The organism is Azospirillum mesophilum, assembly GCF_053470405.2.
In genome coordinates, this window is sequence record NZ_JBPXMQ020000049.1 from 18,595 (window position 1) to 42,968 (window position 24,374).

20 protein-coding genes are annotated in these 24,374 nt (G+C 69.7%); 11 read left to right on the top strand and 9 right to left on the bottom strand.

Features of this window, described 5'->3' with window-relative positions:
• Positions 1-5: 5 nt before the first annotated feature.
• Genes cyoC through ACSVC7_RS28405 form a run of 3 tightly spaced genes read left to right on the top strand, consistent with a single transcriptional unit; the run spans position 6 to position 1,837 of the window.
• Positions 6-656, top strand: a complete 651-nt coding sequence (gene cyoC, locus ACSVC7_RS28395) for a cytochrome o ubiquinol oxidase subunit III (RefSeq protein ID WP_448207853.1) — start codon at positions 6-8, stop codon at positions 654-656.
• Positions 653-1,051 (top strand): cytochrome o ubiquinol oxidase subunit IV, encoded by a 399-nt coding sequence (gene cyoD / locus ACSVC7_RS28400; protein WP_448207854.1) that lies wholly within the window; start codon positions 653-655, stop codon positions 1,049-1,051. Before cyoC ends, cyoD begins: the two co-directional genes overlap by 4 nt.
• A gap of 18 nt (positions 1,052-1,069) precedes the next feature.
• Positions 1,070-1,837, top strand: coding sequence for an SURF1 family protein (locus ACSVC7_RS28405; protein WP_448207871.1), 768 nt, complete (start codon positions 1,070-1,072; stop codon positions 1,835-1,837).
• Here the strand turns inward: ACSVC7_RS28405 and mmoC are convergent.
• From mmoC to ACSVC7_RS28420, 3 genes are all read right to left on the bottom strand, one after another.
• Positions 1,776-2,846: an aromatic/alkene monooxygenase hydroxylase FAD-binding subunit MmoC gene (gene mmoC, locus ACSVC7_RS28410; protein ID WP_448207855.1), complete on the bottom strand. Its 1,071-nt coding sequence runs from the start codon at positions 2,844-2,846 to the stop codon at positions 1,776-1,778. The genes ACSVC7_RS28405 and mmoC overlap by 62 nt on opposite strands.
• A 67-nt stretch (positions 2,847-2,913) precedes the next feature.
• Positions 2,914-4,581 (bottom strand): hydroxylamine reductase, encoded by a 1,668-nt coding sequence (gene hcp, locus ACSVC7_RS28415; RefSeq protein WP_448207856.1) that lies wholly within the window; start codon positions 4,579-4,581, stop codon positions 2,914-2,916.
• A 189-nt stretch (positions 4,582-4,770) separates the two neighbouring features.
• Entirely contained in the window at positions 4,771-5,670 is a 900-nt protein-coding gene (locus tag ACSVC7_RS28420; protein ID WP_448207857.1) for a LysR substrate-binding domain-containing protein, read from the bottom strand.
• Between the two features lie 123 nt (positions 5,671-5,793).
• Between ACSVC7_RS28420 and ACSVC7_RS28425 the strand changes: the two genes are divergently transcribed.
• The gene (locus ACSVC7_RS28425; protein ID WP_448207858.1) at positions 5,794-7,071 is read left to right on the top strand and encodes an MFS transporter; all 1,278 of its coding nucleotides are present in this window, start codon (positions 5,794-5,796) and stop codon (positions 7,069-7,071) included.
• Between the two features lie 9 nt (positions 7,072-7,080).
• On the opposite strand, the gene ACSVC7_RS28430 is transcribed toward ACSVC7_RS28425, so the two are convergent.
• Complete coding sequence (locus tag ACSVC7_RS28430; RefSeq protein ID WP_448207859.1) at positions 7,081-8,916, bottom strand: hypothetical protein; 1,836 nt, start codon at positions 8,914-8,916, stop codon at positions 7,081-7,083.
• A gap of 470 nt (positions 8,917-9,386) precedes the next feature.
• On the opposite strand from ACSVC7_RS28430, the gene ACSVC7_RS28435 reads away from it, so the two are divergent.
• Complete coding sequence (locus ACSVC7_RS28435) at positions 9,387-10,022, top strand: DUF1345 domain-containing protein (RefSeq protein WP_448207860.1); 636 nt, start codon at positions 9,387-9,389, stop codon at positions 10,020-10,022.
• 251 nt (positions 10,023-10,273) lie between these two features.
• Positions 10,274-10,732: a hypothetical protein gene (locus tag ACSVC7_RS28440; RefSeq protein ID WP_448207861.1), complete on the top strand. Its 459-nt coding sequence runs from the start codon at positions 10,274-10,276 to the stop codon at positions 10,730-10,732.
• Between the two features lie 78 nt (positions 10,733-10,810).
• Here ACSVC7_RS28440 and ACSVC7_RS28445 read toward each other — a convergent pair whose 3' ends face one another.
• From ACSVC7_RS28445 to ACSVC7_RS28465, 5 genes are all read right to left on the bottom strand, one after another.
• Positions 10,811-11,431, bottom strand: coding sequence for a DNA-3-methyladenine glycosylase I (locus tag ACSVC7_RS28445; protein WP_448207862.1), 621 nt, complete (start codon positions 11,429-11,431; stop codon positions 10,811-10,813).
• A 3-nt stretch (positions 11,432-11,434) separates the two neighbouring features.
• Positions 11,435-11,722: a YciI family protein gene (locus ACSVC7_RS28450; protein WP_448207863.1), complete on the bottom strand. Its 288-nt coding sequence runs from the start codon at positions 11,720-11,722 to the stop codon at positions 11,435-11,437.
• Between the two features lie 14 nt (positions 11,723-11,736).
• Positions 11,737-12,342 carry a TetR/AcrR family transcriptional regulator gene (locus ACSVC7_RS28455; RefSeq protein WP_448207864.1) on the bottom strand — a complete coding sequence of 202 codons (606 nt, stop codon included), beginning with the start codon at positions 12,340-12,342 and terminating at the stop codon, positions 11,737-11,739.
• 153 nt (positions 12,343-12,495) lie between these two features.
• A complete protein-coding gene (locus ACSVC7_RS28460) occupies positions 12,496-13,893 on the bottom strand; it encodes a cation-efflux pump (RefSeq protein WP_448207865.1) in 1,398 nt (465 codons plus the stop codon).
• 123 nt (positions 13,894-14,016) lie between these two features.
• Positions 14,017-19,821: an AAA family ATPase gene (locus ACSVC7_RS28465; protein WP_483508946.1), complete on the bottom strand. Its 5,805-nt coding sequence runs from the start codon at positions 19,819-19,821 to the stop codon at positions 14,017-14,019.
• A 267-nt stretch (positions 19,822-20,088) separates the two neighbouring features.
• On the opposite strand from ACSVC7_RS28465, the gene ACSVC7_RS28470 reads away from it, so the two are divergent.
• The 5 genes from ACSVC7_RS28470 to ACSVC7_RS28490 form a co-directional block, all read left to right on the top strand.
• Entirely contained in the window at positions 20,089-20,331 is a 243-nt protein-coding gene (locus ACSVC7_RS28470; RefSeq protein WP_448207867.1) for a hypothetical protein, read from the top strand.
• Positions 20,332-20,747: 416 nt separating this feature from the next.
• Positions 20,748-21,791, top strand: a complete 1,044-nt coding sequence (locus ACSVC7_RS28475) for a cytochrome-c peroxidase (RefSeq protein ID WP_448207868.1) — start codon at positions 20,748-20,750, stop codon at positions 21,789-21,791.
• A gap of 35 nt (positions 21,792-21,826) precedes the next feature.
• Complete coding sequence (locus ACSVC7_RS28480) at positions 21,827-22,153, top strand: cupredoxin domain-containing protein (protein ID WP_448207869.1); 327 nt, start codon at positions 21,827-21,829, stop codon at positions 22,151-22,153.
• 64 nt (positions 22,154-22,217) lie between these two features.
• Positions 22,218-24,176, top strand: a complete 1,959-nt coding sequence (locus ACSVC7_RS28485; protein ID WP_448207870.1) for a methyl-accepting chemotaxis protein — start codon at positions 22,218-22,220, stop codon at positions 24,174-24,176.
• Between the two features lie 53 nt (positions 24,177-24,229).
• On the top strand, positions 24,230-24,374 hold a 145-nt coding region (locus ACSVC7_RS28490; protein WP_483508551.1), incomplete at its 3' end, for a transposase.

The window sequence follows — 24,374 nt, forward strand, 5'->3', positions numbered from 1 at the left end:
CGACCATGACGATGCACCTGGACACGACGCACCCGGAGGCCGTCGACATCGCGGCGAAAGCCCCCGTCTTCTACGACACGGAGGGCTACGCCCACGCCGAGGGCAGCACCCTCCTCGGCTTCTGGATCTACCTGATGAGCGACTCGCTCATCTTCGCGGTCCTGTTCGCGACCTACGGCGTGCTCGGCCACCGCTTCGCCGCCGGGCCGTCCCCGGCGGCCCTGTTCGACCTGCCGCTGATCGCGCTGAACACGGCGCTGCTGCTCTTTTCCTCCATCACCTACGGTCTGGCGATGCTGGAGGTGGAGCGGCGGCGGATGGGGCTGACGCTGTTCTGGCTGGCCGTCACCGGCCTGTTCGGCCTCGGCTTCCTGACGATCGAACTGTACGAGTTCCACCACCTGATCCAAGAGGGCGCCGGGCCGCAGCGCAGCGCCTTCCTGTCCTCATTCTTCGCGCTGGTGGGGACGCACGGGCTGCACGTCACGGCGGGCATCATCTGGCTGGTGACGCTGATGTTCCAGCTGCCGCTGCACGGCTTCATCCCGGAGAACCACCGCCGGCTGATGTGCCTGGGCATGTTCTGGCACTTCCTGGACGTGGTCTGGGTCGGCGTCTTCAGCTTCGTCTATCTGATGGGAGTCCTGATGTCATGAGCGCGCACGTCGAGCATGAGCAGGTCGTGGACCCGCCCCACGGGCATGGCGACGACGTGCACGTCCATCACGGGGGCTTCAAGGATTATCTGATCGGCTTCGGCCTTGCGGTGGTGCTGACCGCGATCCCCTTCTGGATCGTGATGTCCGACGTCTTCCGCAGCACGACCGTCGCCGCCGTCGTGATCCTGCTGTTCGCCGCCGTGCAGATCGTCGTGCACATGGTGTATTTCCTGCACATGAACACGAAGTCGGAGGGCGGCTGGACCTTCCTGGCGCTGATGTTCACAGCCGTCATGGTGGTCATTACCCTGACCGGTTCGCTGTGGGTGATGCACCATCTCGATTCCAACATGATGCCGATGTCGCCGGCGCAGATGCGCAACATGCCCTGACGGGCCGGCGTGGCGGTGATGGACGGGGCCTCGCCACGGTCGCGCGGCTGGCTGGCCGGCTTCGCAATCGCCGCGGCGCTGGCCTTCGCCGCGCTTGCCGCGCTGGGCACTTGGCAGGTGGAGCGGCGGGCCTGGAAGCTCGCCCTGATCGAGCGGGTGGAGACGCGCGTCCACGCCCAGCCCGTCCCGGCGCCCGACCGGCGGGAATGGCCGCTGGTCAACGCCGCCGACTTCGAATACCGGCACGTCCAGGCCACCGGGCGCTTCCTGAACGACCGGGAGACGCTGGTGGCCGCCTCGACCGAGCTCGGCCCCGGCTTCTGGGTGCTGACTCCGCTGCGGCGGGAGGACGGGACGCTGGTGCTGATCAACCGGGGCTTCGTCCCGCCCGAACGCCGCGACCCGGCCAGCCGGCCGGCAGGACAAATCGAGGGCGAGACCACCGTGACCGGCCTGCTGCGGATCACCGAACCGGGCGGGACGCTGCTGCGCGCCAACGATCCCGCCGCCGGCCGCTGGTATTCACGCGACGTGGCCGCCATCGCCGCCGCGCGCGGCCTGACCGGCGTCGCCCCCTACTTCATCGACGCCGAGGCCACGCCCGCCGCCGGGCCGGAGGCTCCCGTCGGCGGGCTGACGGTGATCGCCTTTCACAACAGCCACCTGATCTACGCCGTCACCTGGTACGGTCTCGCCCTCATGGTGCTGGGCGGGGCCGTCGCCGTCATCCGGCGGGAGTGGCACAGCCGCCGGCCGGGGCTGCGCCCGGCAGGAACCGCTCGCTGAACAGGTGGTCCGCCGGGACCTTGTGGTCGCGCGCCACGGCCTCCGCCGCGTCGATCATGGCGGGCGGGCCGCACAGGTAGATGTCCGGCATCGTCTTGGCCCCGGCGAGGTCGCGGCGCAGCGCGTCCGTTGGGGCGCCGGCGAAGCCCGCCCAGTCCCCCTCCGGACGCCACACGCAGGGCACCACCGTCAGCTTCGGCAATTCGGCCTTCAGCCGCTCCAACTCGTCGAGCGCGAAGAGTTCGCGTTCGTGGCTCACGCCGAAATAGAGCCGGGCCTCCTGCGGGTCCTGCCATTCGGCCATGCGCCGCAGCATGGACAGCATCGGAGCGAGCCCCGTGCCGCCGGCCACGAACCAGCGCGGGCGCATCCCGCGTTCCTGCAAGGTGAAGCTTCCCTGCGGCCCTCGCACGGTGAGGACCTGTCCGGGCCCAGCCTCCCGCTCCAGCCAGAGCGAGAAGCGCCCGTCCGGCTGCAGGCGGATCAGGAATTCCAGCTGCCCCGACCAGTTCGCCGTGTTGGCGAGCGAGTAGGCGCGGTACACGCCCGTGCCGGGGATTTCCAGCTCCATGTACTGGCCGGGCTCGAACTCGGCGGCGGCCCCGCCGTCCTCGTCGGGCTGGAGGGTCAGGAGCAGGCGCACCGTGCGCTCCCCGACCAGCGACAGCCCGGCGACCTCGGCCCGGCGCTCGGCCACCGCGCCGGACAGGATGTGGGCGCGGTCGAAGGGGGCCGCGATGGACAGGGCGCCGCGCGGGAAGGTCCGGCACAGCAGCACCTCCCCCGCCGCCGCCGCGTCCGCCGGCAGCGCCGACGCGCTGTGCGAGCCCAGCTCATACCCGCCGTCCCGCACGGTTGCCCGGCAGGCGCCGCAGCCGCCCTCCCGGCAGTGGCCGGGCAGCGTCAGGTTCGCCTTCGCGGCGGCGGCAACCACCGTCTCGGTCTCGGCACAGGGAAAGCTCACCCGCGCGCCGTCGCGGGTTGTCAGGTCGATGGTGTGCGTGGTCATGGCCCTGTCCGGGAAAATGCGAAAAACCCTCTCCCAGCGGGGCTGGGAGAGGGGGTGAACAGTCGCCTTACGCGGCGCGGTTCAGGGCGGCGGCGATGTCGGCCTCGGGGGTCGAGATCGGGCGGACGCCGAAGGTTTCCACCAGCTGGTTCAGCACGGCCGGGGTCAGGAAGGCCGGCAGGGTCGGGCCGAGGTGGATGTTGCGGATGCCGAGCGCCAGCAGCGTCAGCAGGACCGCGGCGGCCTTCTGCTCGAACCAGGACACGATCAGCGACAGCGGCAGGTCGTTGACCCCGCAGCCGAAGGCCTCGGCCAGGGCGCCCGCGATGCGGATGGCGGAGTAGCTGTCGTTGCACTGGCCGATGTCGAGCAGGCGCGGAATGCCGCCGATGGCGCCGAACTCATGCTGGTTGAAGCGGTACTTGTTGCAGCCCAGCGTCAGCACCACCGTGTCGTCCGGGGCCTGCGTGGCGAAGTCGGTGTAGTAGTTGCGGCCGGGCGCCGCGCCGTCGCAGCCGCCGATCAGGAAAAAGTGCTTGATGGCGCCGCCCTTCACCGCCTCGATCACCTTGTCGGCCACGCCCAGCACGGCGTCGCGGCCGAAGCCGACGAGGATGGTCTTCTCCTCCGCCGCGTCTTCCTTGAAGCCGGGCAGGGCCAGCGCCGCCTCGACCAGCGGGGCGAAGTTGTGGCTCTCCAGATGGCGCACGCCGGGCCAGCCCACCGGGCCGGTGGTGAAGATGCGCTGGCGGTAGCGCGGGTTCGGCTCGATGATGCAGTTGGACGTCATCAGGATCGGGCCGGGGAATTCGGCGAAGTCGCGCTGCTGGTCCTGCCACGCGCCACCCCAGTTGCCGGCCAGATGCGGGTAGGCCTTCAGCGTCGGATAGCCATGGGCCGGCAGCATCTCGCCGTGGGTGTAGACGTTGATGCCCTTGCCGGCGGTCAGCTTCAGCAGGGCTTCCAGGTCGCCCAGGTCGTGGCCGCTGACCAGGATGGCCTTCCCCTTGACCGGCGTGACGCGCACGGGCGTCGGCTGCGGCGTGCCGAAGCGGCCGGTGTTGGCGGCGTCCAGCAGTTCCATAACCGTCAGGTTCAGGTGGCCGAGGCCGAGCGCGCGCTCCAGCAGAGCGCCGGCGTCCGTCGGCTCGCCGGCCAGGAAGTCCAGCGCGTCGGCGATGCCGGCGAACACCTCCTCGCTCGCCCCGCCCAGCACATAGGCGTGGTGGGCGTAGGCGGCGACGCCCTTCAGTCCGTAGAGGATCAGCGCGCGCAGGCCGACGATGTCCTCGCCCACCTCGGCCTGGCCGGCGGTGACGGGCACCGCGGCGGCCTGGGCCAGCAGGCCGTCCATGTCGGCGGCGGGCTGCCAGGCGGCCGGGCCGGACAGCGTCTCCACGGGCACGCCCTTGTCGCGGGCCGTGGTCTCATACAGCGCCTTGACGCGGTCGCGCGTCTCGGCGGCCTCGTTCAGCAGGCCGACGAAGCGGGTGGCGTTGAAGTTCACGTTGGTCAGCGTCGTGAACAGACCGTAGAGAACGAAGGCGTCGGCCTCGCGGTCGGACGCCCCCAGCGCGCGGGCGCGGCGGCTGTACTGGGCGATGCCCTTCACCGCATGGACCAGCAGGTCCTGCAGATCGGCCGTGGTCGCGTCCTTGCCGCACATCCCCTTGGCGCTGGCGCAACCGGCGCTGGAATCGGAACGCGCGGTCTGTTCGCACTGGTAACAGAACATGGAGCCCCCTTGTCGCACTTGCAAATGTGACACATTCGAAACAAAGTCCCGACAATTTTAGGGGTCTTGCGCCGCCTTCACTTGACCGCGGTCAAGTCCGGCGGATCAAAACGCACGATTTCGGCCGAACGGCGTATGCCCAAAGAAGCCGGCCCGCCGTGCTGTCCGGCGACAGGCAGGCCGCGTCCGTCACACCGACGCCGTGACCTCCTCCACGACGATGGCGGCGAGCCGTTCCGCCACGGGGTCGAGCGCCGCGTCCTTGCGGTAGAGGGCGAGCCCGACGGTCGGCAGCTCCGGCAGCCCATGCTCGCCGGGATGGAGCGCCCGGACGCTCGCCGGCAGCCCGAGGCCCGTGCGGACCGTCAGGCCGAGCCCCGCCGCCACCCCGGCCCACAAGCCCCCGAGGCTCGGGCTGGTCAGCGCCACCCGCCAGGACCGGTTCGCCCGGTCCAGGGCCGCCGTGCCCAGGGCGCGGAAGCGACAGGCGTCGTCGAAGGCGACCAGCGGCAGCGGTTCGCCGCCCTCCTCCCCGCCGCCCTCCCCATGGACGGGCCAGATGGCCGGATCGCTCGGCCCGATCCAACGCATGGGAAGCGACGCGATGTCCTGCCGGTGCGGAGCCGGCACCGTGTCGTCCCAGGCGAGCGCGAAGTCCAGGCTGCCCCGCGCGACCCGCTCGCGCAGTTCGGCGTTGCGGGCCACCCGCGCCTCGATCCGCACGCGCGGATGCGAGCGCGCGAAGCGGCCGAGCACCGCCGGCAGAAGCACCTCCCCGAAATCCTCCTGCATGCCGATGCGCAGCCATCCCTCGGCCGCCATGCCCTGCAAGGCGCCCGCCGCCTCGTCGTTGAGGTCGAGCAGGCGGCGGGCGTAGGCCAGCATCGTTTCCCCCGCCTCGGTCAGGGCAAGGCCCCGGCCCGACTTGCGGAAAATGGGCGTGCCCGCCTGCTCCTCCAGCTTCTTCAGCTGCGCGCTGACGGCCGAGGTCGAACGCCCCAGCCGGTCCGCCGCCTTGGCGAAGCTGCCCAGTTCCATGCCGACCACGAAGCTGCGCAGCACGTCGAGGTCGAAGGTGCGTCGGATCACGGCAAATCGTCCTGTTTTTAGGGATTATTGGTTCTGAACTTCCCGATTATTCGGACGATCATCGCCGCCTATAACGGGTCCGTCAAGCGTGATCGCACCCTGCCTTCAGCATCCGGAGGACCCATGACTTCGCCATCGCAGACGATCCCGACGCAGGGGGGTGCCGCAGCCGCGCCAGCCTCCGCCCTGCCCCGGCACCGCTGGACGATCCTCGCCATCGGATTCGCCGCCAATGCCGGCTTTTCGGCGGCCATTTCCGGCATCCCGACCACCGCGGTCTTCATGCGCAACGGCTACGGCATCGGAAACGGAGAGCTTGGCATGGTGCTCGGCGCGATGGGGCTGGGCATCGCGGTCAGCGAGCTGCCCTGGGGGATGCTCACCGACCGCTGGGGCGACCGTAGGGTGCTGCTGACCGGCCTCGGCCTGACCGCCCTGGTTCTGGCGCTGATGGCCCTGTTCGTCGCACCCACCCCATTCGACCGCCCGCCCATGTCGCACCTCGCGCTGGGGCTGTTCCTGATCGGTCTGTTCGGCGGCAGCCTCAACGGGGCCAGCGGACGGGCCGTGATGGCTTGGTTCCACGAGGGCGAGCGCGGTCTCGCCATGAGCATCCGGCAGACCGCCTTGCCGGCGGGCGGCGCCGTCGGGGCGCTGATCCTGCCGCCGCTGGTCGCCTCCCTCGGCTTCGCGGCGGCCTACGGCGTGCTTGCGCTGCTGGTCGCGGCGGCCGGCGGCGCCACATGGCTCTGGCTGCACGAGCCGCCGGGCGAAGCCGCCGCCAAGCGCGCGGCGCCGGCGCACCGGGCGCCGCTGCGCGATCCCCGGATCTGGCGCGTCGTGACCGGGATCGGCGCGCTGTGCATGCCGCAGGTGGCGGTGCTGACCTTCGCCGTGGTCTTCCTGCACGACGCCAGCCGGCTCGACCCGATGACGGCGAGCGCCTGCATCGTCGTTGTGCAAATCGGGGCGGCGGCGCTGCGCATCGCTGCCGGATTCTGGACGGACCGGCGGAAGAACCGCCGCGGCTTCCTGCGCGCCTGTGGTCTGGCGACGATGGCGGTCTTCCTCGTCCTCGGCGCTCTCGTGGCGGTGGCCGCGCGGGATCCGGGCCTGCTGGACAGGCTGGCGCTCCCCATCGCGCTCGCCGTGGTGGCCGGCGGCATGGCCGCGTCCTGCTGGCACGGCATCGCCTACACGGAGCTGGCGACCATCGCCGGCACCAGCCGGGCGGGCACCGCGCTGGGCCTGGGCAACAGCTTCGCCTTCAGCGCCTATGTGCTGACGCCCCTGGCGATTCCGGCGCTGCTCGCCCTGTCCTCCTGGGCCGTTGTGTGGCTGTCCATCGGCCTGTGCGCCTTCGCCGCCTTTCTGCTGTTCCCCAAGGCGGAGGCCCGGTAACGGGGCCGATCAGCCGCCGTCGGGGCGCGGGCGGTCGGGGCGGCGGTCGGCCACCGTTGCCTCGGTGCAGCAAGGGGCGCGGGCCTGCTCGGTCTGGGCCCTCCAGGCCCGCAGCGCGAGCATGGTGGCGTCCTGGTCCGGGCGCTTGTAGGCGGAGAAATGCCGGTCGCGGATGCGGGCCTGCGCGTCCGCCCAGACCGCCTGCCAGTCGAGGGTCCCGTCGGCGAGCAGCCGGTCCTCGATGATCCGCAGCAGCGCCTGGTTGACGGTGGACACCCCGATGTTCTGCGTCGCGATCACGAAAGCGTCCGGCGCCTGGTCCAGCGTGGCGCGAAGCCGGACGTGTCCGCCGCAGGAGCCCCAGAAGACCAACGCCGTGCCGGGACGGATCTCCGGCATCGTCGCTTCCTCGTGGTAGCTGTGACCTCGGTGGACGACGACGGTCGGCGTCAGCCGCTCGCGCGCCAGCCAGTCGCGCGCGGCGGCGCGACCGGCCTCGCCCGCTCCCGGCAGGTCGGCGACGATGACGATCCGCCGGCCGCGCCGCTCGGGACTGGTCGCGGTTATGAAGCCGGCATGCTCCTGAATCGTCCATCCGGCGGCGCGGCGCTGCTGCACGAAGCCGCGGAAGGACGCCCGCCCGTCGGGGTCGTCGTAGAAGGTCATGCGCTGGACGTTGACGCCGTCCTGGAACAGGCGGTCCCCGGACAAGGCCGGCGGGAGGGAGACGGGGTACCGCTCGCCGAAACGCTCGGCCAGGAAGGCGGCGGTCGCCGGCCGGCCGCCCAGCCGCAGATGGTGCAACCCTCCGGCGAGGCCGGCGATCTCCCGAATGACCGGGTCCGAAGTGGTCCGATGCCGTTCCGCCAGCTCGTCCTCCAGCGCCGCGCGGACGGCCGGAGACTTCGCGTCCATCGCGTCGGCCAGAGCACCCGCGATGATGGGGGCGTCCAGGGCGTGGTCGGGCGACAGCAGCAGGCGGACGCTGACCTTCGCCACCTCCCGCGCGTTCACGTCCGATGCGCCGAACAGGGCGTCGGCCCGTCCGCCCGACACGACGGAAACGAAGAAGCCCGGCCATAGCCCCCCCGTCGCCGGCCCGTTGGCGAGGTCGAGGAAGCTCCGCTTCTCCATCCTCAGCTTGATCCGCAGGATGTTGACCAGCCCGTCGAGCGACGAGGTGTAGAGCTGCGGCCCGGTGCGGGCGATCAGCTCGTACAGCCGGTTGGCGGTGAAGGCCGCGACGATGCGGAAGCGGTCGTCCGGCGGGTCTTCCGACATGTCGTCGATCAGCACGCCGATCTTCGCCGTGACCGCGGCCGGATCCTTCGCGAAGGCGGCGGCCAGCGCCCGCGTCGCACGGCCTTCGATCGGACGCAGGGCCTCGGGCGGCAGGCGCTTGCGCAGCTCGTGCCGGATCTCGAAGAAGGGCAGCCCGCCCTCGAGCCCGTTCTCGAGCGCGCGGATCAGCAGGTCGGGCTTCAGCGCCGCCGCGATGACCCGGTCCCCACCGGGGCGCTTCGCCAGCTGGTCGGCCGCGCCGATGGCGTCGAAGGGTGCGGCGGCGGCGGCCTCCTGCAACGCGAGCGTGGCCCCGGCAGAGGGAAAAAGGCCGGAGCAGCGGAAGGCCTCGGCCGGCGCTTCCTGAACGAGCCGGCCGAAGGCCGCATCGTCCCCGGCCAGAGCGATCAGGACGGCAGCCCCGGCCGGCTCTCCGTCCGCGCAGGGCACGGCGGTCTGCGCGCCAACGGCGTTCCCCCAGCCGAGCAGCAGGCCGGCGCAGGCAAGCGCCGCCAGCCGGCGTCGCCGGCCGGGCACACGCAAGCGCGCGGAACCACCCCGCATCGCTCGTCTCGTGATTGCGCCGACAAAAGTCATAGACCCTTATGGCGTCGGCAACCGACCGGATTCAACAGCAGAGATGCCCCGGACGGCCGCTTCGCGAAAAAAAAGCGATCCGCGCGGCCAGGGCAGCGGCCGGCAGCGGGGAAGCCGGGTAGCCTCGCCCCCATCGCCGCCTGTTGCCGGAAACGGGTGAAGGAGGCGGGACAAGCCCATGAACCAGATTTCATTCGGCGCCCCACCATGGCGCTGTCATGATCGATGCACCGCCAACGCACGAGCAATGTCATGAAGCTGTTCTTTTACGGCCTTTCCGCGGCCTGCGCCCTCTATATTCTCTATGTGATGTTCTTCCACAACAACATCACGGGTTGATTCACGCTTTGCCCGGTGCCGCGCGCCGAGACGTCGATGCGGATGGTGCTGGACGCTCGACCGGCCCGGAACAAGGATGAAGGCTGGGAGACTTCGACGTGACCCGGGTCCTGAAACATCTGCGGCATCGTCCCTCGCTCGTGGCCGCGCTGGCCGTGGCCGTCGTGGTCGGCGCCGCCGCCGCTCCCGTCTTCCGCTGGACGACGGCGCTGCTGCTGGGCTGGGACGTGGGCATCGTCGTCTACGTCGCGCTGGTGCTGGCGCTGATGTCCCGCGCCACCATCACCTCCATGCGGGAACGGGCGCGGCTGCTGGACCAGGGCAAGTGGACGGTCCTCGTCGTGGCGACGCTGGCCGCGCTCGCCTCCCTGGCGGCGATCATCGCCGAGCTGGTGGCGGCGAAGGGCACGCCGGGCGCCCCCTACAGCATCGCGCTGGCCGGCGTCACGGTGCTGCTGTCCTGGGCCTTCGTGCATTTCTTCTTCGCGCAGCAATACGCCCACGACTACTGGCTGGAGGGGCACGGGCTGGACTTCCCCGGCAACGACGCCCCGACCTATTCGGAGTTCCTGTATTTCAGCTTCACCGTCGGCATGACGGCGCAGCTGTCCGACGTGACGACCCGGTCGGCCACCATGCGCAAGGTGGTGCTGATGCACGGGCTGCTGTCCTTCCTGTTCAACACCGCCGTCCTCGCCTCCGGCATCAATCTGGCCGCCAGCCTGGCGGGTTGAGAGGGGGCGAGTTGAAAAAGGAGCCAGTCGGGCGTGAAGGTCCGCGAAATGCCCTTTCTCCAGACCCATTCCCGTCACAAGCGAAGACAAAAATCAGAATGAACGTCGTTTAATGTTCTAATTTCTCGATCTCCGATTATCGTCCTGCCCAGACCACAGGCTGGTCCGCAAGAAGAGGGCGGATGAAAGGGTCGGTCACGCGACGTCTTGGACCGGGCCATACATCAGCCGAACTTTCTGGAGATTTTCTTATGGCTACCAACAACGTTTCCAACCTGATCGCGGCCCTCAAGGACATTGGCAAGACCGATGTCTCGACAGTGGCGGACAAGGCGCTCGAACAGGCGTCGGCCTCCCTCAAGACCGCGTTCTCCAACCTGGAGACGGACCTGAAGAGCCTGAAGACCACGCCCCAGGTCGAGACCGTGCTGTCGGAACTGCACACGGCCCTTCGCCAGGAGCACGCGCAGGACACGGACGGCAAGTCCGACGGCGCGCTCACCCTGCCGGACCATCACGAGGCCGACCTGTGGGTCCAGCACATGACCCAGCACCTCCGCGCCGACGGCACAACCCCCACGACGGCCGAGGCCCCGCTGGCGACGGCGGTGCACGACCTGTTCCAGGCCGTGGACACCCACCACGACCTCATCCAGGATGTGGTTCAGGACCTCCACATCGACCTGTCGCATTTGCACACGGGTGTTTGACGGCGCGTTTTCAGAACTCGCCGAGGCGCTGGCCGGGGATTTGCTCCGAAGTCCCCGGCCAACGGGTCTGTCCAGACATCAGCCGGCAACAATGCGCGGCCGTTGAAACACGGCCCTGGCCCGTTCCGCCTCGTCGCGCATCGCGCAGCCTTCGGCGTGATCGTTGATAAGCCCCATGGCCTGCATGAAGGCATAAACGGTCGTCGGGCCGACGAAAGACCAGCCGCGCTTTTTCAAATCCTTCGACATGGCGACCGACGCCGCGGAGGTGGAGGCGGTCTGCGGGGGCGCGCACTCACCGGCCGACGGCTCGAAACGCCAGACATAAGCGGCCAGCGATCCTTCCTGCGTCACCAATTCCCGCGCGCGCCGGGCGTTGTTGATGACGGCTTCGATCTTGCCGCGATGGCGGACGATGCCTTCGTTCTTCAGCAGGCGCTCGACGTCCGCCTCCGTAAAGGCGGCGATCCGCTCGAAGTCGAAGCCTTCGAACGCGGCACGGAAATTCTCGCGTTTGGCGAGGATCGTGCGCCAGCTCAACCCCGATTGGAAGCTTTCCAGGCAAAGCTTCTCGAACAGCCGGCGGTCATCGCCGACGGGGAAGCCCCATTCGGTGTCGTGATAGGCGAAGAACTCGGGCGCAGCCGCGCACCAGCGGCAGCGCGGCCGTCCATCCGGTCCCGGGATCGTCGCGTTCATCGTTCAAGCCTTCAGGAACGCCAGGCGGTCGTCGACGCGGCCCGGCGTGATCTCAAGGATGTCGGCGTCGACGACCTTCTCGGCCACGAACGGATCTTCCCGCAATCGCGCTTCGAGGTCGCCGCGCGCGATGTTGTGCGCGAGAACCGTGCCGCCGGCACCCCCGGAAAGACTTCCGGTCAGCAGAAAAACACCGTCCTCGAAGCCGCGCCGGATCCAGGCGTTGTGCCCGTCCATATGAGCGGGGGCCTGCGCCTTGTTCGCGGAAAATCTGAGCGTGACGACAAACATGTGAGGCTCCTCCTTCAGACCTGAGGGCGGGAATCGGCTTCGGAATGGCGTGCGCCGGGACGCTGCATCTCCAGCCACGCGCACATGTCCTCCACCTCGCGTTGGATAAAGGCGTCGTCGTGGAAGGCCGTCGCGAGCGTCGCGACACCCTGGCTTCGCATCAGAAGGTGCATGGCGAGCGCGTCGGCATCGGCCTCGCGCCCAAGAGCTGAGAACTGGCGGGCCAGCCAGCCGCGGAACAGCGTGAAGAGCTTGGCGGCTTCGTCTTTCGCAACGTGCTGGAGCTTGGCAAGCTCGTTGCTGAGCGTGCCGACCGGGCACCCGTAGAGCATGATCTTCGCCTGGTTCATGATGAGAATATGAACAAAGCTGCGAATGCGCTCCGCTGGATCGTCGGTCCTGGCCTCCCACGAGTCCAGCATCGCGCCGGTGTTTGCCAGACGCAGGGCAATCACGGCGCTGAGAATGTCGTCCTTCGTCTTGAAGTGGTAATAGAAGTTCCCGCGCGAGAGCTTCACGGCCGCAGCGATGTCGGCGAGCGACGTGGCCTCGAAGCCCTTCTCATAGAAAAGCCAGTCGGCGGCCTCGACGATCTGCTGGCGTGTGCTTGCCGCGCTCATACAGGTTTGCCTCTGAGATTCCGGGCGGGATGTCCAAACCGTCGGCGTGCGCCAAGATCCAGGGGCGGACCCGGCGCGCGCATTTCTAGGTCAATTGACCTACAAATCTCTAGGACAACTGTCTGACGAAGTCAACAGTCCCATTCACCCGATTCAGTCTCCCGCCATGGCCGACTCGCGCGGACCGTGTGCCGGTTCCGGATGGCCGACCACGCGGCACACGTCCGGCCATTGGTGGCGGATCTGCCGTTCCAGGTCGTCCACCGCGTCGTGGACCTCGGACACGGTCAGGTCGGGCAGGACGTGGCAGTGGAAGTTCACCACCAGCCCGGAAGGCGTCCGGCGCACACGGACGTTGTGCACGTCCAGCAGCCGCCCGGAGTTGGACACCCAGGCCTCCATGCGCTCCGTCATCGCGCGCAGCCGGTCGGGCTCGACGTTCACGCCGTCCACCCCGTCTTCCTGAAGCGGCTCGATGTGCGATTCCACCTCCACGTCCGCGCCCAGCTCCTCCTTGATGGCCTCTTCCAGGCGGGACGACAGGGCGTGGGCCTTGCGGATCGGCAGGCGCCCGTTCACCTCCAGGTCGAAGCTGACCGACAGACGCCCCGCCACCCGCTGCACGGTGATGTGGTGCACCCCGACCCCCAGGTCGGCCGCGCGGACCGCCACCCGCTGCATGACGGTTTCCTCGTCCAGCGCCAGCGGATGCGCGGCGACGGTCACCTCCGCCTCCGGCATTTCCGCGCGCAGCGTTTCGGTAACGGCGGCCTTGATCTCGGCGACGCGGTTCAGGGGCAACGCCCGACCGACCGCCACGTCCAGGTCGACAAACAGCACGCTGCCCGCCGGGCGGACGCGCACGCGCTGCACGGCGGCGATGCCCGGCACGGCGCCGACGACGCCCTCCACCCGCTCGGCCGCACCGGCCGGGGCGGTGTCGATCAGGGTGTCGATGGTGCGGCGGCCCAGCCGGTAGCCGGCCAGGCAGACGAAGATCGACACGCCGATGGCGGCCAGCGCGTCGCCCTTGGGATAGCCGAGCCACACCAGCCCCAGCCCGACCAGCACCACCGACGAACTCAGGATGTCGGAGGAGAAGTGGAGCGCGTCCGCTTCCAGCGCCTGGCTGTTGGTTTCCCGGGCGACGCGCATCAGCTCCCGCGCGCGGTAGGCGTCGATGGCGATGGACACCAGCACCACCGCGACCGACCACCAGGTCGCCTGCACCTCCACGTCGTTCGCCATCAGCCGGTGGACCGCCTCGTAGACGATCCAGGCGCTGGTGAGGAAAAGCAGGCCCGTCTCGGCGAGCGCGCTGACGCTTTCGATCTTGCCGTGGCCGTAGGGATGCTCGGCATCCGCCGGCTGGTCGCTGATCCGCACCGCGAGGTAGGTCAGCACCGTGGCGCCGAAGTCGAGCAGGCTGTGCGCCGCCTCCGACAGCAGGCCGAGGCTTCCCGTCGCCACGCCGACGGCGAATTTGCCCACGGTCATGCCCGCGCTGGCCAGGATCGACCCCAGCGCCACCGCTTCCTTTTCGCTCGCCATTCCCGCCTCATTTCCTTGTCTTGGCCGGGCTCTACCCCCCGGCTTCCGTCGGCGTCAAGCCTCAAGGCGCCGGGCGGGGGAATCGTCAGGAAAGCGTCATCCCCGGCGCGACGGACGCCCGCGTCATACGCGCAATGGAACGTCCGCGGCGGTGCCGGCCTGCCCCGCTTCGGCCGGGGCGGCGAGCGGGATGCGCAGGGTGAAGCGGGTGCCGGCCCCCTCCCCGCTGCCCAGCTCGATGCTGCCGCCGAGCTTGCCGGTCACCAGATTGAAGACGATGTGCAGCCCCAGCCCGGTGGAGCCCGCCCCGCGCCGGGTGGTGAAGAAGGGGTCGAAGACGCGCGACCGGTGTTCGGCCGGGATGCCCCGGCCGTCGTCGCTGTAGACCAGCTCCACCGCCCCGCCGCCCTGCCGGCGCACCTGGAGCGCCATGGCGCCGGAGCGGCCGGGCTCGAAAGCGTGGATGAGCGAGTTCATCACGAGGTTGGTGACGATCTGCGACAGCACGCCGGGGTAGCTTTCCAGCTCGATCCCGGCCGCGCAGTCCAGCTCCAGCCGATGGCCGGCCTTCTTCCAGGCCGGGCTGAGCGAGACGACGATCTCCTCCAGCCGGTGCTTCAGGTCGAAACGGCGGCGCTCGTCGCTGGTCTGGTCGACGGCGACCTGCTTGAAGCTCTGCACCAGATCGGCGGCGCGCGCGATGTTGGAGGCCAGGAGCGTCAGCGTCTCGCGCGCGTCGGCCAGGAACTGGTCGAAGTCCGACCGCCGCATCTTGCCCGCCGCCGCCAGCGCGCTCAGCGCCGTCGTCTGCTCCCCCAGGAAGGTGGAGCTGGTCAGCGCCACGCCGAGTGGCGTGTTGATCTCGTGCGCCACGCCGGCGACGAGCTGGCCGAGGGAGGCCAGCTTCTCCGCCTGCACCAGGCTGGCCTGGGCCGCCTTCAACTGCTCGTGCGCGGCCAGCAGCTCGCGCTCGCGGCGGCGGTCCTCGGTCACGTCCAGATAGACGCGCACCATGCCCCGGTCCGGCATGATGTTGCGGCGGACCTGGATGATCCGTCCGTCGGCGAGGTCGAATTCCTCCGTGCCATGCTCGAACCCGATGGGCGTCTCGCGGGACATGGCGCCCGCGTCGAACAGCAGGTGCGCCAACTCCTCGTACCGCATGCCCAGCCGGATGGCGCCGGGCAGCGGGAACATGGCGGTGGCGCGCTCGTTCCACAGCCGCAGCCGGTGGTCGGCGTCGAAGACGACAAGGCCGTCGCTCATGCTGCCCAGTGTCGCTTCCAGCAGCGTGGACTGCTCGCTCAGCTCGCGGGTGCGCTCGGCGACCTGGGTTTCCAGCTTGCGGCTGAACTCCGCCATGTCGTCGTAGAGGCGCGCGTTCTCCAGCGAAATGGCGATCTGCGCGGCGAGCAGGCGCGGGGCTTCCAGCCGCTGCGCCACGAAGGTGTCGGTGGCGAGGTTGTTCTCCAGGTGCAGCACGCCCACCAGCGCCGCCTGGCGCAGCAGCGGCAGGCACAGGACCGAGCGCGGGCGGCGGTCGCGGACGTCGGGATCCTCGGCGAAGCGCGGGTCGGCCGCCGCGTCGCCCAGCACCAGCGGCTCCCGCGTGCGCGCCACGTAGGCCATGATCGACCGGGGCAGCGCCACCCCCGCCGCTCCGTCCCCCGTCCCACCCGGCATCGCCCCGACCGGATCGGCCGGCAGCGGGCGGTAGCGCCCCTCGGCCGCGTCCCCCTCCGCCGCGAAGGCCAGCGCGCCATCGGCCCCGGACAGCAGCAGCACGCCGCGCTGGGCGCCGGCGGTTTCCAGCACCGTGCGCATCAGGGTGGCGAGCAGCGCCTCGCGCCGGATTTCGCCGGAGATGGCCTGCGCGGCGCGCAGAAGCGCGCCGATGTCGAGCGAGCCGGCGCCCTGCAGCGCACCGCTGACCGTGGTGGACAGGCTGATCCCGCCGCGCTCCGGCGCCGGGGCCGAGCGGACCAGCGCCGGATGGCGCTTTTCCAGATCCCGCACCAGCCCGGCCGCGCCCCAGCGTTCGAAGCTGTCGCGCTCCTGCATCCGGTAGGCGAGCGCCGCCGTGTGCCGTCCACGTTCCTCGTAGAACAGGGCGGCGCGTTCGTTGGCGATCCCCTCGTCGCTGGGGTTGCCGCCCCGGCGCGCCGCGGCGATGGCCTCGTCGTAGCGGGCCTCCGCCTCCGCGATGCGGCCGAGCAGACGCGCCCGTTCGGCCTCCAGAAGCAGGAGCCGGTGGCGATGGGTGGCCGGGCCGAAGGCGGCGCAACGGCGCAGGAAGCGGATGCAGGACCCTAGCGCGTGGACGGCGCGGCGGCGCGCCCACCAGCCCCGCAGCGGTCCGGAGGCCAGGGCGAGGCCCCGCAGGTAATGGTAGGCGGGCCAGCTGACCGTGCCCTTCTGCGTCGCGGCGTGGGGTTCGCCCTCCGCCAGGATGGCGCCCAGCTCCTCCGTCCGCCCGTACAGAAGGGCGATGTGCAGGGCGACCAGATGGACGCCGGCGACGGCGAGGACGTTTCCGGTCTGCTGGAGCGGCGCCAGCAGCGGCGCCTCGTCCAGCGGGCGCGGGCCTGGACGGTCGGGACCCTCCAGCACCACGGCGATGCAGCGGCGGAACATCTCCGCCGTGGTGACGTGCGTGGTGTTGCCGACGCGCTCCAGCTTGCGCATCACGTCCTGGGCGTCGAGCTGGAGCTGCGAGAGGTGGGCGCCCGCCAGCCATCCGAAGCGCAGCCAGGAGATCAGCTCGTATCCCGCGTATTCGCGGTTGCCGGCGGCCAGCGAATGCTGGAAGGCGGACAGGAACAGCGGGCGCAGCGACGGCAGCGGGTCGGACCAATGGCGGCCGCTGTAGAGGCAGCCGTAGGCGATGTTCGGCGGCACCTCGTGCGGGGCCGTGATCAGCCGTTCCACCAGCCGTTCGGAATGGCGGATGGCGTTGGCAATGTCGCCGGTGACGGCCGAGATGCCCGTCCAGGACAGGGAGACCTGCTCCTCCAGCCGCGGATCGCCGCTCGCCACCGCCAGTTCCAGCAGGCGGAGCGTGATCGGCAGATACAGGTCCTTGCGCGCGATGAACACGGTCGAGGTGAGCGCGTTCATCAGATTGACCAGCGGAGCGATCTTGTCGCTGGCGGCTTTGTCGTCGGCGGGTACGGCGGCGGGTACGGCGGCGGGTGCGGCGGCGCGCGGGGGATGGCTGCGGTAGCGGCGCATCAGCATCCGCCCGCGCAGAAGCATGAGCAGAAGCGTCAGCTTGCCCGGCCGTTCCGGAATGCCGAGGCCGAGCGCGCGCATGGCCTCCAGCCCGATGCGCACCGCCTCGCCCAGGGCGTTCCGGGTCATGGCGGCGACGACGCGGATCGTTTGAAGGCGGGTCGCCTCCTCCGGCCGGCGCATGTGGGCGATGGCGTCGGCGCACAGCCGCTCCATCCGCTCATGTTCGCCGCCCATGTAGGCGGCTTCGGCGGCCTCCTCGTGCAAGGTCAGCGTCAGCGCGTGATGGTCGCGCCAGCCCTCCGCCCCCAGCAGCGCCATGCCGGCCTCGGCGTAGCCGAGCGACGGTTCGAAGGCGGCGGATTCCTTGGCGCGCCGGGCCGCGACGAGGTTCAGCCGGGCGAACCGCGCCCGCTCCTCCGGCTGGTCGGCGAGCAGGCGGCGGCCGAGGTTGAGGTGGCCGAGGATGTCGAACAGATCCTCCGACCGTTCCGGGTCCTCGGTCCCGTCGAGCAGGCGGCGCCCGATGCGCAGGTGGACCGCCGCCCGTTCCGCCTCCGGGATCAGCGAGTAGGCGGCCTGCTGCACACGGTCGTGCAGGAAGCGGAAGCGCGCGCGCGCCGGCAGGGCGGCGGTGTCTTCATCCCCCACTCCGGCCAAGGCGATGTCCAGATAGCGGTAGGCCCGGTCGATGGGCACGACCAGCCCTTCGGTCAGGGCCGGGCGCAGCGCCTCGGCCAGCACCGCCGGGGGCGAATCGCCCGCCGCCGCGAGGTCGGACAGGTCGAAGCGGCTGCCGACGCAGGCGGCGAGGCTCAGCGCGTTGCACGTCGCCTCCTCCAGGCGGCGCATCTTCTCCACCATCAGGTCGACGACGTTGTCGGTGCTGTCGCGCTCCGCCACCGTGGCGGCGTCCCAGTCCCAGCCGCCGGTCGCGTCGTCGGGCAGGATCAGCCCGGCGTCGTGCAGCGACAGCAGGAACTGGCTGAGGAAGAAGGGGTTGCCCTGCGTCTTGCCGCGGCACAGCCGGGCGAGGTCGTCCGCTTTGTCGTCGTCGCGGCGCACCGTGTCGGCGACCAGACGGCGCACGTCCTCGTCCGTCAGGGGACCGACGGTCACCCGCCCGACCCGGTTGCCGTTGGCCTGCACCGCGTCGATGACGCGGTTGAGGAGATGCGCCTCGTCCACCTCGGTGTCGCGATAGGCGCCGATGACCAGCAGATGGCGCATCTGCTTGTCGGCGATCAGCTTGCCGAGCAGCGTCAGCGACGGCCGGTCGGCCCATTGCAGGTCGTCCAGGAACATCACCAGCGGGCGGTCCGGGCCGGTCAGCGCGCCGACCAGATTCTGGAAGGTCAACTGGAAGCGGAATTCGCTTTCCGTCGGCGGCAGCGTCGGCACCGGCGCCTGCGGCCCCAGGATGTGGGTGAATTCCGGGATCAGCTCCGTCACCACCGCGCCGGTGCTTCCCACCGCCTCGCCCAGCGCGCCGCGCCATTGCGCCAGCTCGGCCTCGCTGCCCGCCAGGATTTGCTGGGCGAGCAGGCGCATGGCCTGGATGACCGCGGAATAGGGGATGTTGCGCTTGAACTGGTCGAACTTGCCCTCGACGAAGAAGCCGCGCTTGGCGGTCATCGGCTTCTGCACCTCGTGCACCAGCGCCGACTTGCCGATGCCCGCCGGCCCGGCGACCAGCAGCAGTTCCGCCGGCCCGTCCACCACGCGGGCGAAGCTGTCAAGCAGCTGGGCGATCGCCTCCTCGCGGCCGTACAGCTTCTCCGGGATGTGGAAATGTTCGCTGCGGTCGCGCGCGCCCAGCGCGAAGGGCGGCACGGTGCCCTCCTGGCCCAGCCCCTCCAGGCACAGCTCCAGGTCGGCCTTGAGGCCGGCGGCGCTCTGGTAGCGGTCCTCCGGCGCCTTGGCCAGCAGCTTCATCACCACCGCCCCGACCATCGCCGGCACCGCCGGGTCGAGCGCGTCGGGTGCTGGCGGCGTGCGCGCGATGTGGCCGTGGATGACCGTCAGCGGGTCGTCGTCATCGAAGGGCGGGCGGCCGGTCAGCAGGCGGTACAGCGTGGCGCCCAGCGCGTAGAAATCGGCCCGCCAGTCCACCGACCGGTTCATCCGCCCGGTCTGCTCCGGCGCGATGTAGGCCACCGTCCCTTCCAGAACGCCCGCATCCGCCGGTTCGGTGGCCTCGCGCGCCAGTTCCGCCGCGATGCCGAAGTCGATCAGCTCGACGGAGCCGGCAACCCGGTTCCACACGACGTTGCCCGGCGTGATGTCCTTGTGGATAACGCCGGCCCGGTGCACGTGCCCGAGCGTGGCGGCCACCGAAACACCGATCCGCAGGATGTCGGGAAGGGAAATGCGGACGCCGTTGTGCAGCAGGACGTCCAGGCTCGTCCCGCCGCTGTCGGCCATCACCAGCATGGGGCCGTCGGGGCCGTCCTCCAGCGCCAGCATGCGGACGACTCCGGGCAGCGGGCCTGACACGGGGCCGGACGCGGATTGGGCAAGGCGGCGGGAGATCTCGAACTCGTGGCGGAACTGCAGGATGTCCGTGGTGCCGGGACGCGGCCGCTCCAGCTGCTTCACCACGACCGGGACGCCATCGGACAAACGCACGCCGCGCAGGACGCTGGTCTGCTTGCCCTGATGGAGAACCTCGGCCAGGCGATAGGGTGCGGTCGTCATGGCCTTCTCTATCACGGCGTTTCCATGGTGCCAGTCGCCACTGCTTAAACGCGTCCTTACTGGATCGGACTAGCCAATTCGCCATAATTCGGCCACCGTGCGCAAGGGTTGGTGTAGTGGTTGCGCAAAAATTCCAGCCCGTGCGCGCCCGCGCCGGGGTAGGACCGCGGCGCCGGTTGCACTCAAATCGTCAGGCAACCGTAACGGCGCCGTCATGGTGCGCGCGTACTGTCCGCGCTCCTCGTCAATGAAGCCGTCGGAAGCGACATGCGCCTTGTTGTTGAAGTCATGGACCAGAAGACCCTGAGCTGGAACGTCCTGGCCTGCCACGAGGGTGTCGGCATCGACGCCGCGCCGGGCATCGTGGCTGTCCTGCGCGACGGCCTGCCGGAGGCGACGAGCGTCCGCTGGAACTGGTCGCGCAAGCCTCAGATGGCCGCTCAGACGACCGGGACCCCGTCCGTTCCCGCCCGCCCGCGTCCGGGGAAGGGACGCTTCAACCGCCGCTGAGCGGTTGCGCCATCCGCCCTTCAGCCCTCCTTCGGCTTGGTGGGCAACAAGGACGCCTGCCGCCGGCGAACCTCCATGGTCTGGGCGGGGGAAATGGTGAAAGGACTCGTCCATTGGTGAGCAAATATTTGTAAACAAACGAAGAGTGATGCGGCCTTCAGCCGCATGTGTGCGGATGCGTCCCTCTTTGTGAAATCTAACCAAAGGCGTATAGAAAACGGAGGTGAACCACCGGTCTGTATGTGGACTTACAAATGCTCCTGCGGCGTGTGTGCGAAGTGCCGGAGTGGCCCGACGTGAGGCCTCTGCTTTAACCAGCGCAAGCATCATCCGCTCAACATTGCGTCAAGCCCACGTCCGGCACCGGAACGGTGCCGGAAGCCCTTTTTTGCGTTCTGCGAGCAACGGAGGCTCTCTTGCCGATCCTTAAGAAATTCGCCGCGAGTTTCCTTCTGGCCGCCACGAGCGTCTTCGGCCTGTCGGCGCCGGCCTTTTCCGGGGAGACGCCGACGCTGGAGCAGATGAAGAAGGAATACCGGCGTCCGGCCGGCGTCCCCTTCCCCGCCGACAACCCGTTTTCGGTGGAGAAGCTGCGTCTGGGCCAGCAGCTCTACTTCGATCCCCGGCTGTCGGGCAGCGGCAGCATCTCCTGCGCGAGCTGCCACAATCCGGGCCTGTCCTGGGGTGACGGGCTGGCCAAGGGCATCGGCGCCGGCGGCACGCTCGGGCGCCGCAGCCCGACGATCCTGAACCTGGCCTGGGCCGATCTGCTGATGTGGGACGGCCGCAAGACCAGCCTGGAGGACCAGGCGCTCGGCCCCGTCGAGTCCGACATGGAGATGAACCAGAAGCTCGGCGACCTCGTGCCCAAGCTCGCCCGGATCGACGGCTACCGCACCGCCTTCGAGCAGAGCTTCCCGGGCGAAGGGATCACGCTGGCCAACGTCGCCAAGGCCATCGCGACCTACGAGCGGACGGTCGTCTCCACCACCGCCCCGTTCGACCGCTGGATCGCCGGCGACGAGAAGGCCATCAGCGAGTCGGCCAAGCGCGGCTTCGAGGTCTTCAACACCAAGGGCAACTGCGCGTCCTGCCATTCCGGCTGGAACCTGACCGACCACGGCTTCCACGACATCGGCCTGCCGGACGAGGATGTCGGCCGCGCCAAGATCCTGCCGCTGGATTCCATGAAGCACGCCTTCAAGACCCCGACGCTGCGGGATGTGGCGCGCCGCGCCCCCTACATGCACGACGGGTCGCTGGCGGATCTGGCCGCGGTCGTGGACCACTACGACAAGGGCGGCGCCGCGCGTCCCAGCCTGGCGGCCGAGATGAAGCCGCTGAACCTCACCGCGGCGGAAAAGAACGATCTCATCGCCTTCATGCTCACCCTGACCGGCGAATCCGAACCGGTGCAGGTGCCGCCGCTGGCCGTGCCGGCGCAGGCGCCGAGCTTCTGAAGACGTCCCTTCACACCCGAACGGAAATTCGTCCCATGCGCATGTCATTCGCCATCGCCCTTCTCGCCGTCGCCGTCGCCGTGACCGGAACCCCGTGCTTTGCCGGCACGACGGTTGTCGAGCAGTCGGGCAAGAAGTTCTCGGAGAGCGAGATCTCCGTCAAAAAGGGCGACACCGTCACCTTCGCCAACAAGGACCCGATCACCCACAACGTCTATTCGCAGTCGCCGGGCAACGCCTTCGACGTGAAGACGCAGAAGCCGGGCGAGTCCTCCGACGTGAAGTTCGACACGGCCGGCGACGTCGATGTCCAGTGCGCCATCCACCCCAGCATGAAGCTGCGCATCCACGTCGGCAACTGATCGCCGCCATACGACGGACGGGCGCCGGTGCCCGTCCGGCAGGGCCCACGACCAGAGAACCCCCATGCTCGCGCACACCAGCATCAGGACGAAACTGTACGGTGGCTTCATCGCGCTGCTCGCGATGTCCGGCGTCGCGGGGCTCTACGCGCTCTACAACGTCGTGACGACCGGCCAGATCGCCGTCGTGATGTACGACAACGTGCTGCAGTCCACCGACGCCGCCCGCTCCGCGCAGAGCGACTTCAGCGACATGCGCCGCGTGGTTGTGACGGCCCTGGCCGAGGGCGGCGCCATTCCCGACGCCGTGAAGCAGAGCTACGCCGAGGCGCGCTCCGCGCTGACCGACGATCTGGGGATTGCCGCCAGCCGCGCGCCGACCGGCGAGATGCGCGCGCATGTCCAGGGCATCGGCGGGTCCATCCAGGCGTGGGACGAGCGGGTCAAGCCTCTGTTCGAAGGCCGGCAGCGCCCGGCCAAGGCCGAGATTGAGGCGATGGCGGACACGATCCGCGAGAAGATCGACATCAGCGTGGAGGAGGCGAAGGCCTACGGCTTCGAGTTCATGGAGGCCGGACGGGCGCAGATCGCCATGGCCCGCAACCTCACCATGGCGGTCGGCGCCGTGTGCGTGCTGCTGGGCATCGGTCTGGCGATGCTGCTGGCCCGCGACATTCTGCGCGCGCTGGGCGAGGCGGTGTCCTTTGCCGGCACCATCGCCAGCGGCGACCTGACGCGCTCCCGGCAGGTCGACCGCGCGGACGAGTTGGGAAAACTGCTCGGCTCGCTCGACCAGATGCGGCTCAGCCTGCTTGAGCAGCAGCGGCGCGAGGCGGGTCTGGCCCGCGCCGCCGAGGAGGAGCGGCACAAGGCCCTGCTGGCGATGGCGGAGACGGTGGAGCGCGAAACCTCCCGTGCGGTCGAGCAGGTCGCGCGCCACACCGGCGAAATGCTGCGCGACGCCGAGATCATGTCCGGCTCCGCCCAGCGGGTCAGCAACAACGCCCAGAACGTGGCCGCGGCGGCCGAACAGGCGCTCGCCAACGCCCAGACGGTGGCGACGGCGACGGAACAGCTCAGCACCTCCATCCGCGAGATCTCCAGCCAGATCGCCCATTCCAGCGCCGTCACGCGTCAGGCGGTGGAGAACGGGCAGCGCGCCCAGGGGACGATCCGCTCCCTGTCGGACGCGGTCGGCCGCATCGGGGAGGTGGTGAAGCTCATCACCGACATCGCCAGCCAGACCAACCTGCTGGCCCTGAACGCGACCATCGAGGCGGCGCGCGCGGGGGAGGCCGGCAAGGGCTTCGCGGTCGTGGCGCAGGAGGTCAAGAACCTCGCCAACCAGACCGCCCGCTCCACCGAGGAGATCACCCGCCAGATCGCCGAGATTCAGGAGGCGACGGGAACGGCGGTCTCCGCCGTCGAGGAGATCGGCAACACCATCGGCGAGATCGACCAGATCTCCAGCGCCATCGCCGCCGCGATGGAGGAGCAGGCCGCGGCGACGCACGAGATCAGCCGCAACGTCGTCGAGACCTCCGGCGCCGCCCAGGAAGTGTCCACCCGCATCGCCGTCGTCTCGCGGGAGGCCGACCAGACCGGCTCGCAGGCGACCCATGTGCGCGAGGGGTCGAGCGGGGTCGCCAGCAGCATCGAGGAGCTTCAGCGCGTCCTGGTGCGGGTCGTCCGCACCTCCACCAGCGACGCCGACCGGCGCCGCAAGCCCCGTTTCCGGGTGGACGAGTCCTGCACGGTCACCATCGGCGGGCAGGCGCTTCCCGCGCGGGTCCTGAACCTGTCCACCAGCGGGGCCATGCTGTCGGGCGTGGCGGCGTCCGGCGGCGATCGCGGCACGCTGAGCCTGGACCGCCACAACGTCCGGATCCCCTTCATCGTCCGCAGCGCCGAGCCGAAGGGCGTCCACATCAAGGTCGACGACGGCGACCCCGCCTACCCAGCGTGGCAGGCCGTGGTCGAACGGCTGACCATCGGCCTCACCCCCATCGACAGCGCGGCCTGAGAGACTGTTTGAAAAGGGTTGGCGCTGAGGTCGTGTTGTGATTCAAGCTTTGTATGTGGACCGAAGCGACGCGCGGCCGGATGGCCAAGATCGAAAAGAAGACGAAGCGGTATCCGACGGACCTGACCGACGAGGAATGGTCACTGATAGAACCGCTGATGCCAAAGAAGGCTGACACTGGGCGCCCGAGGTCTGTGA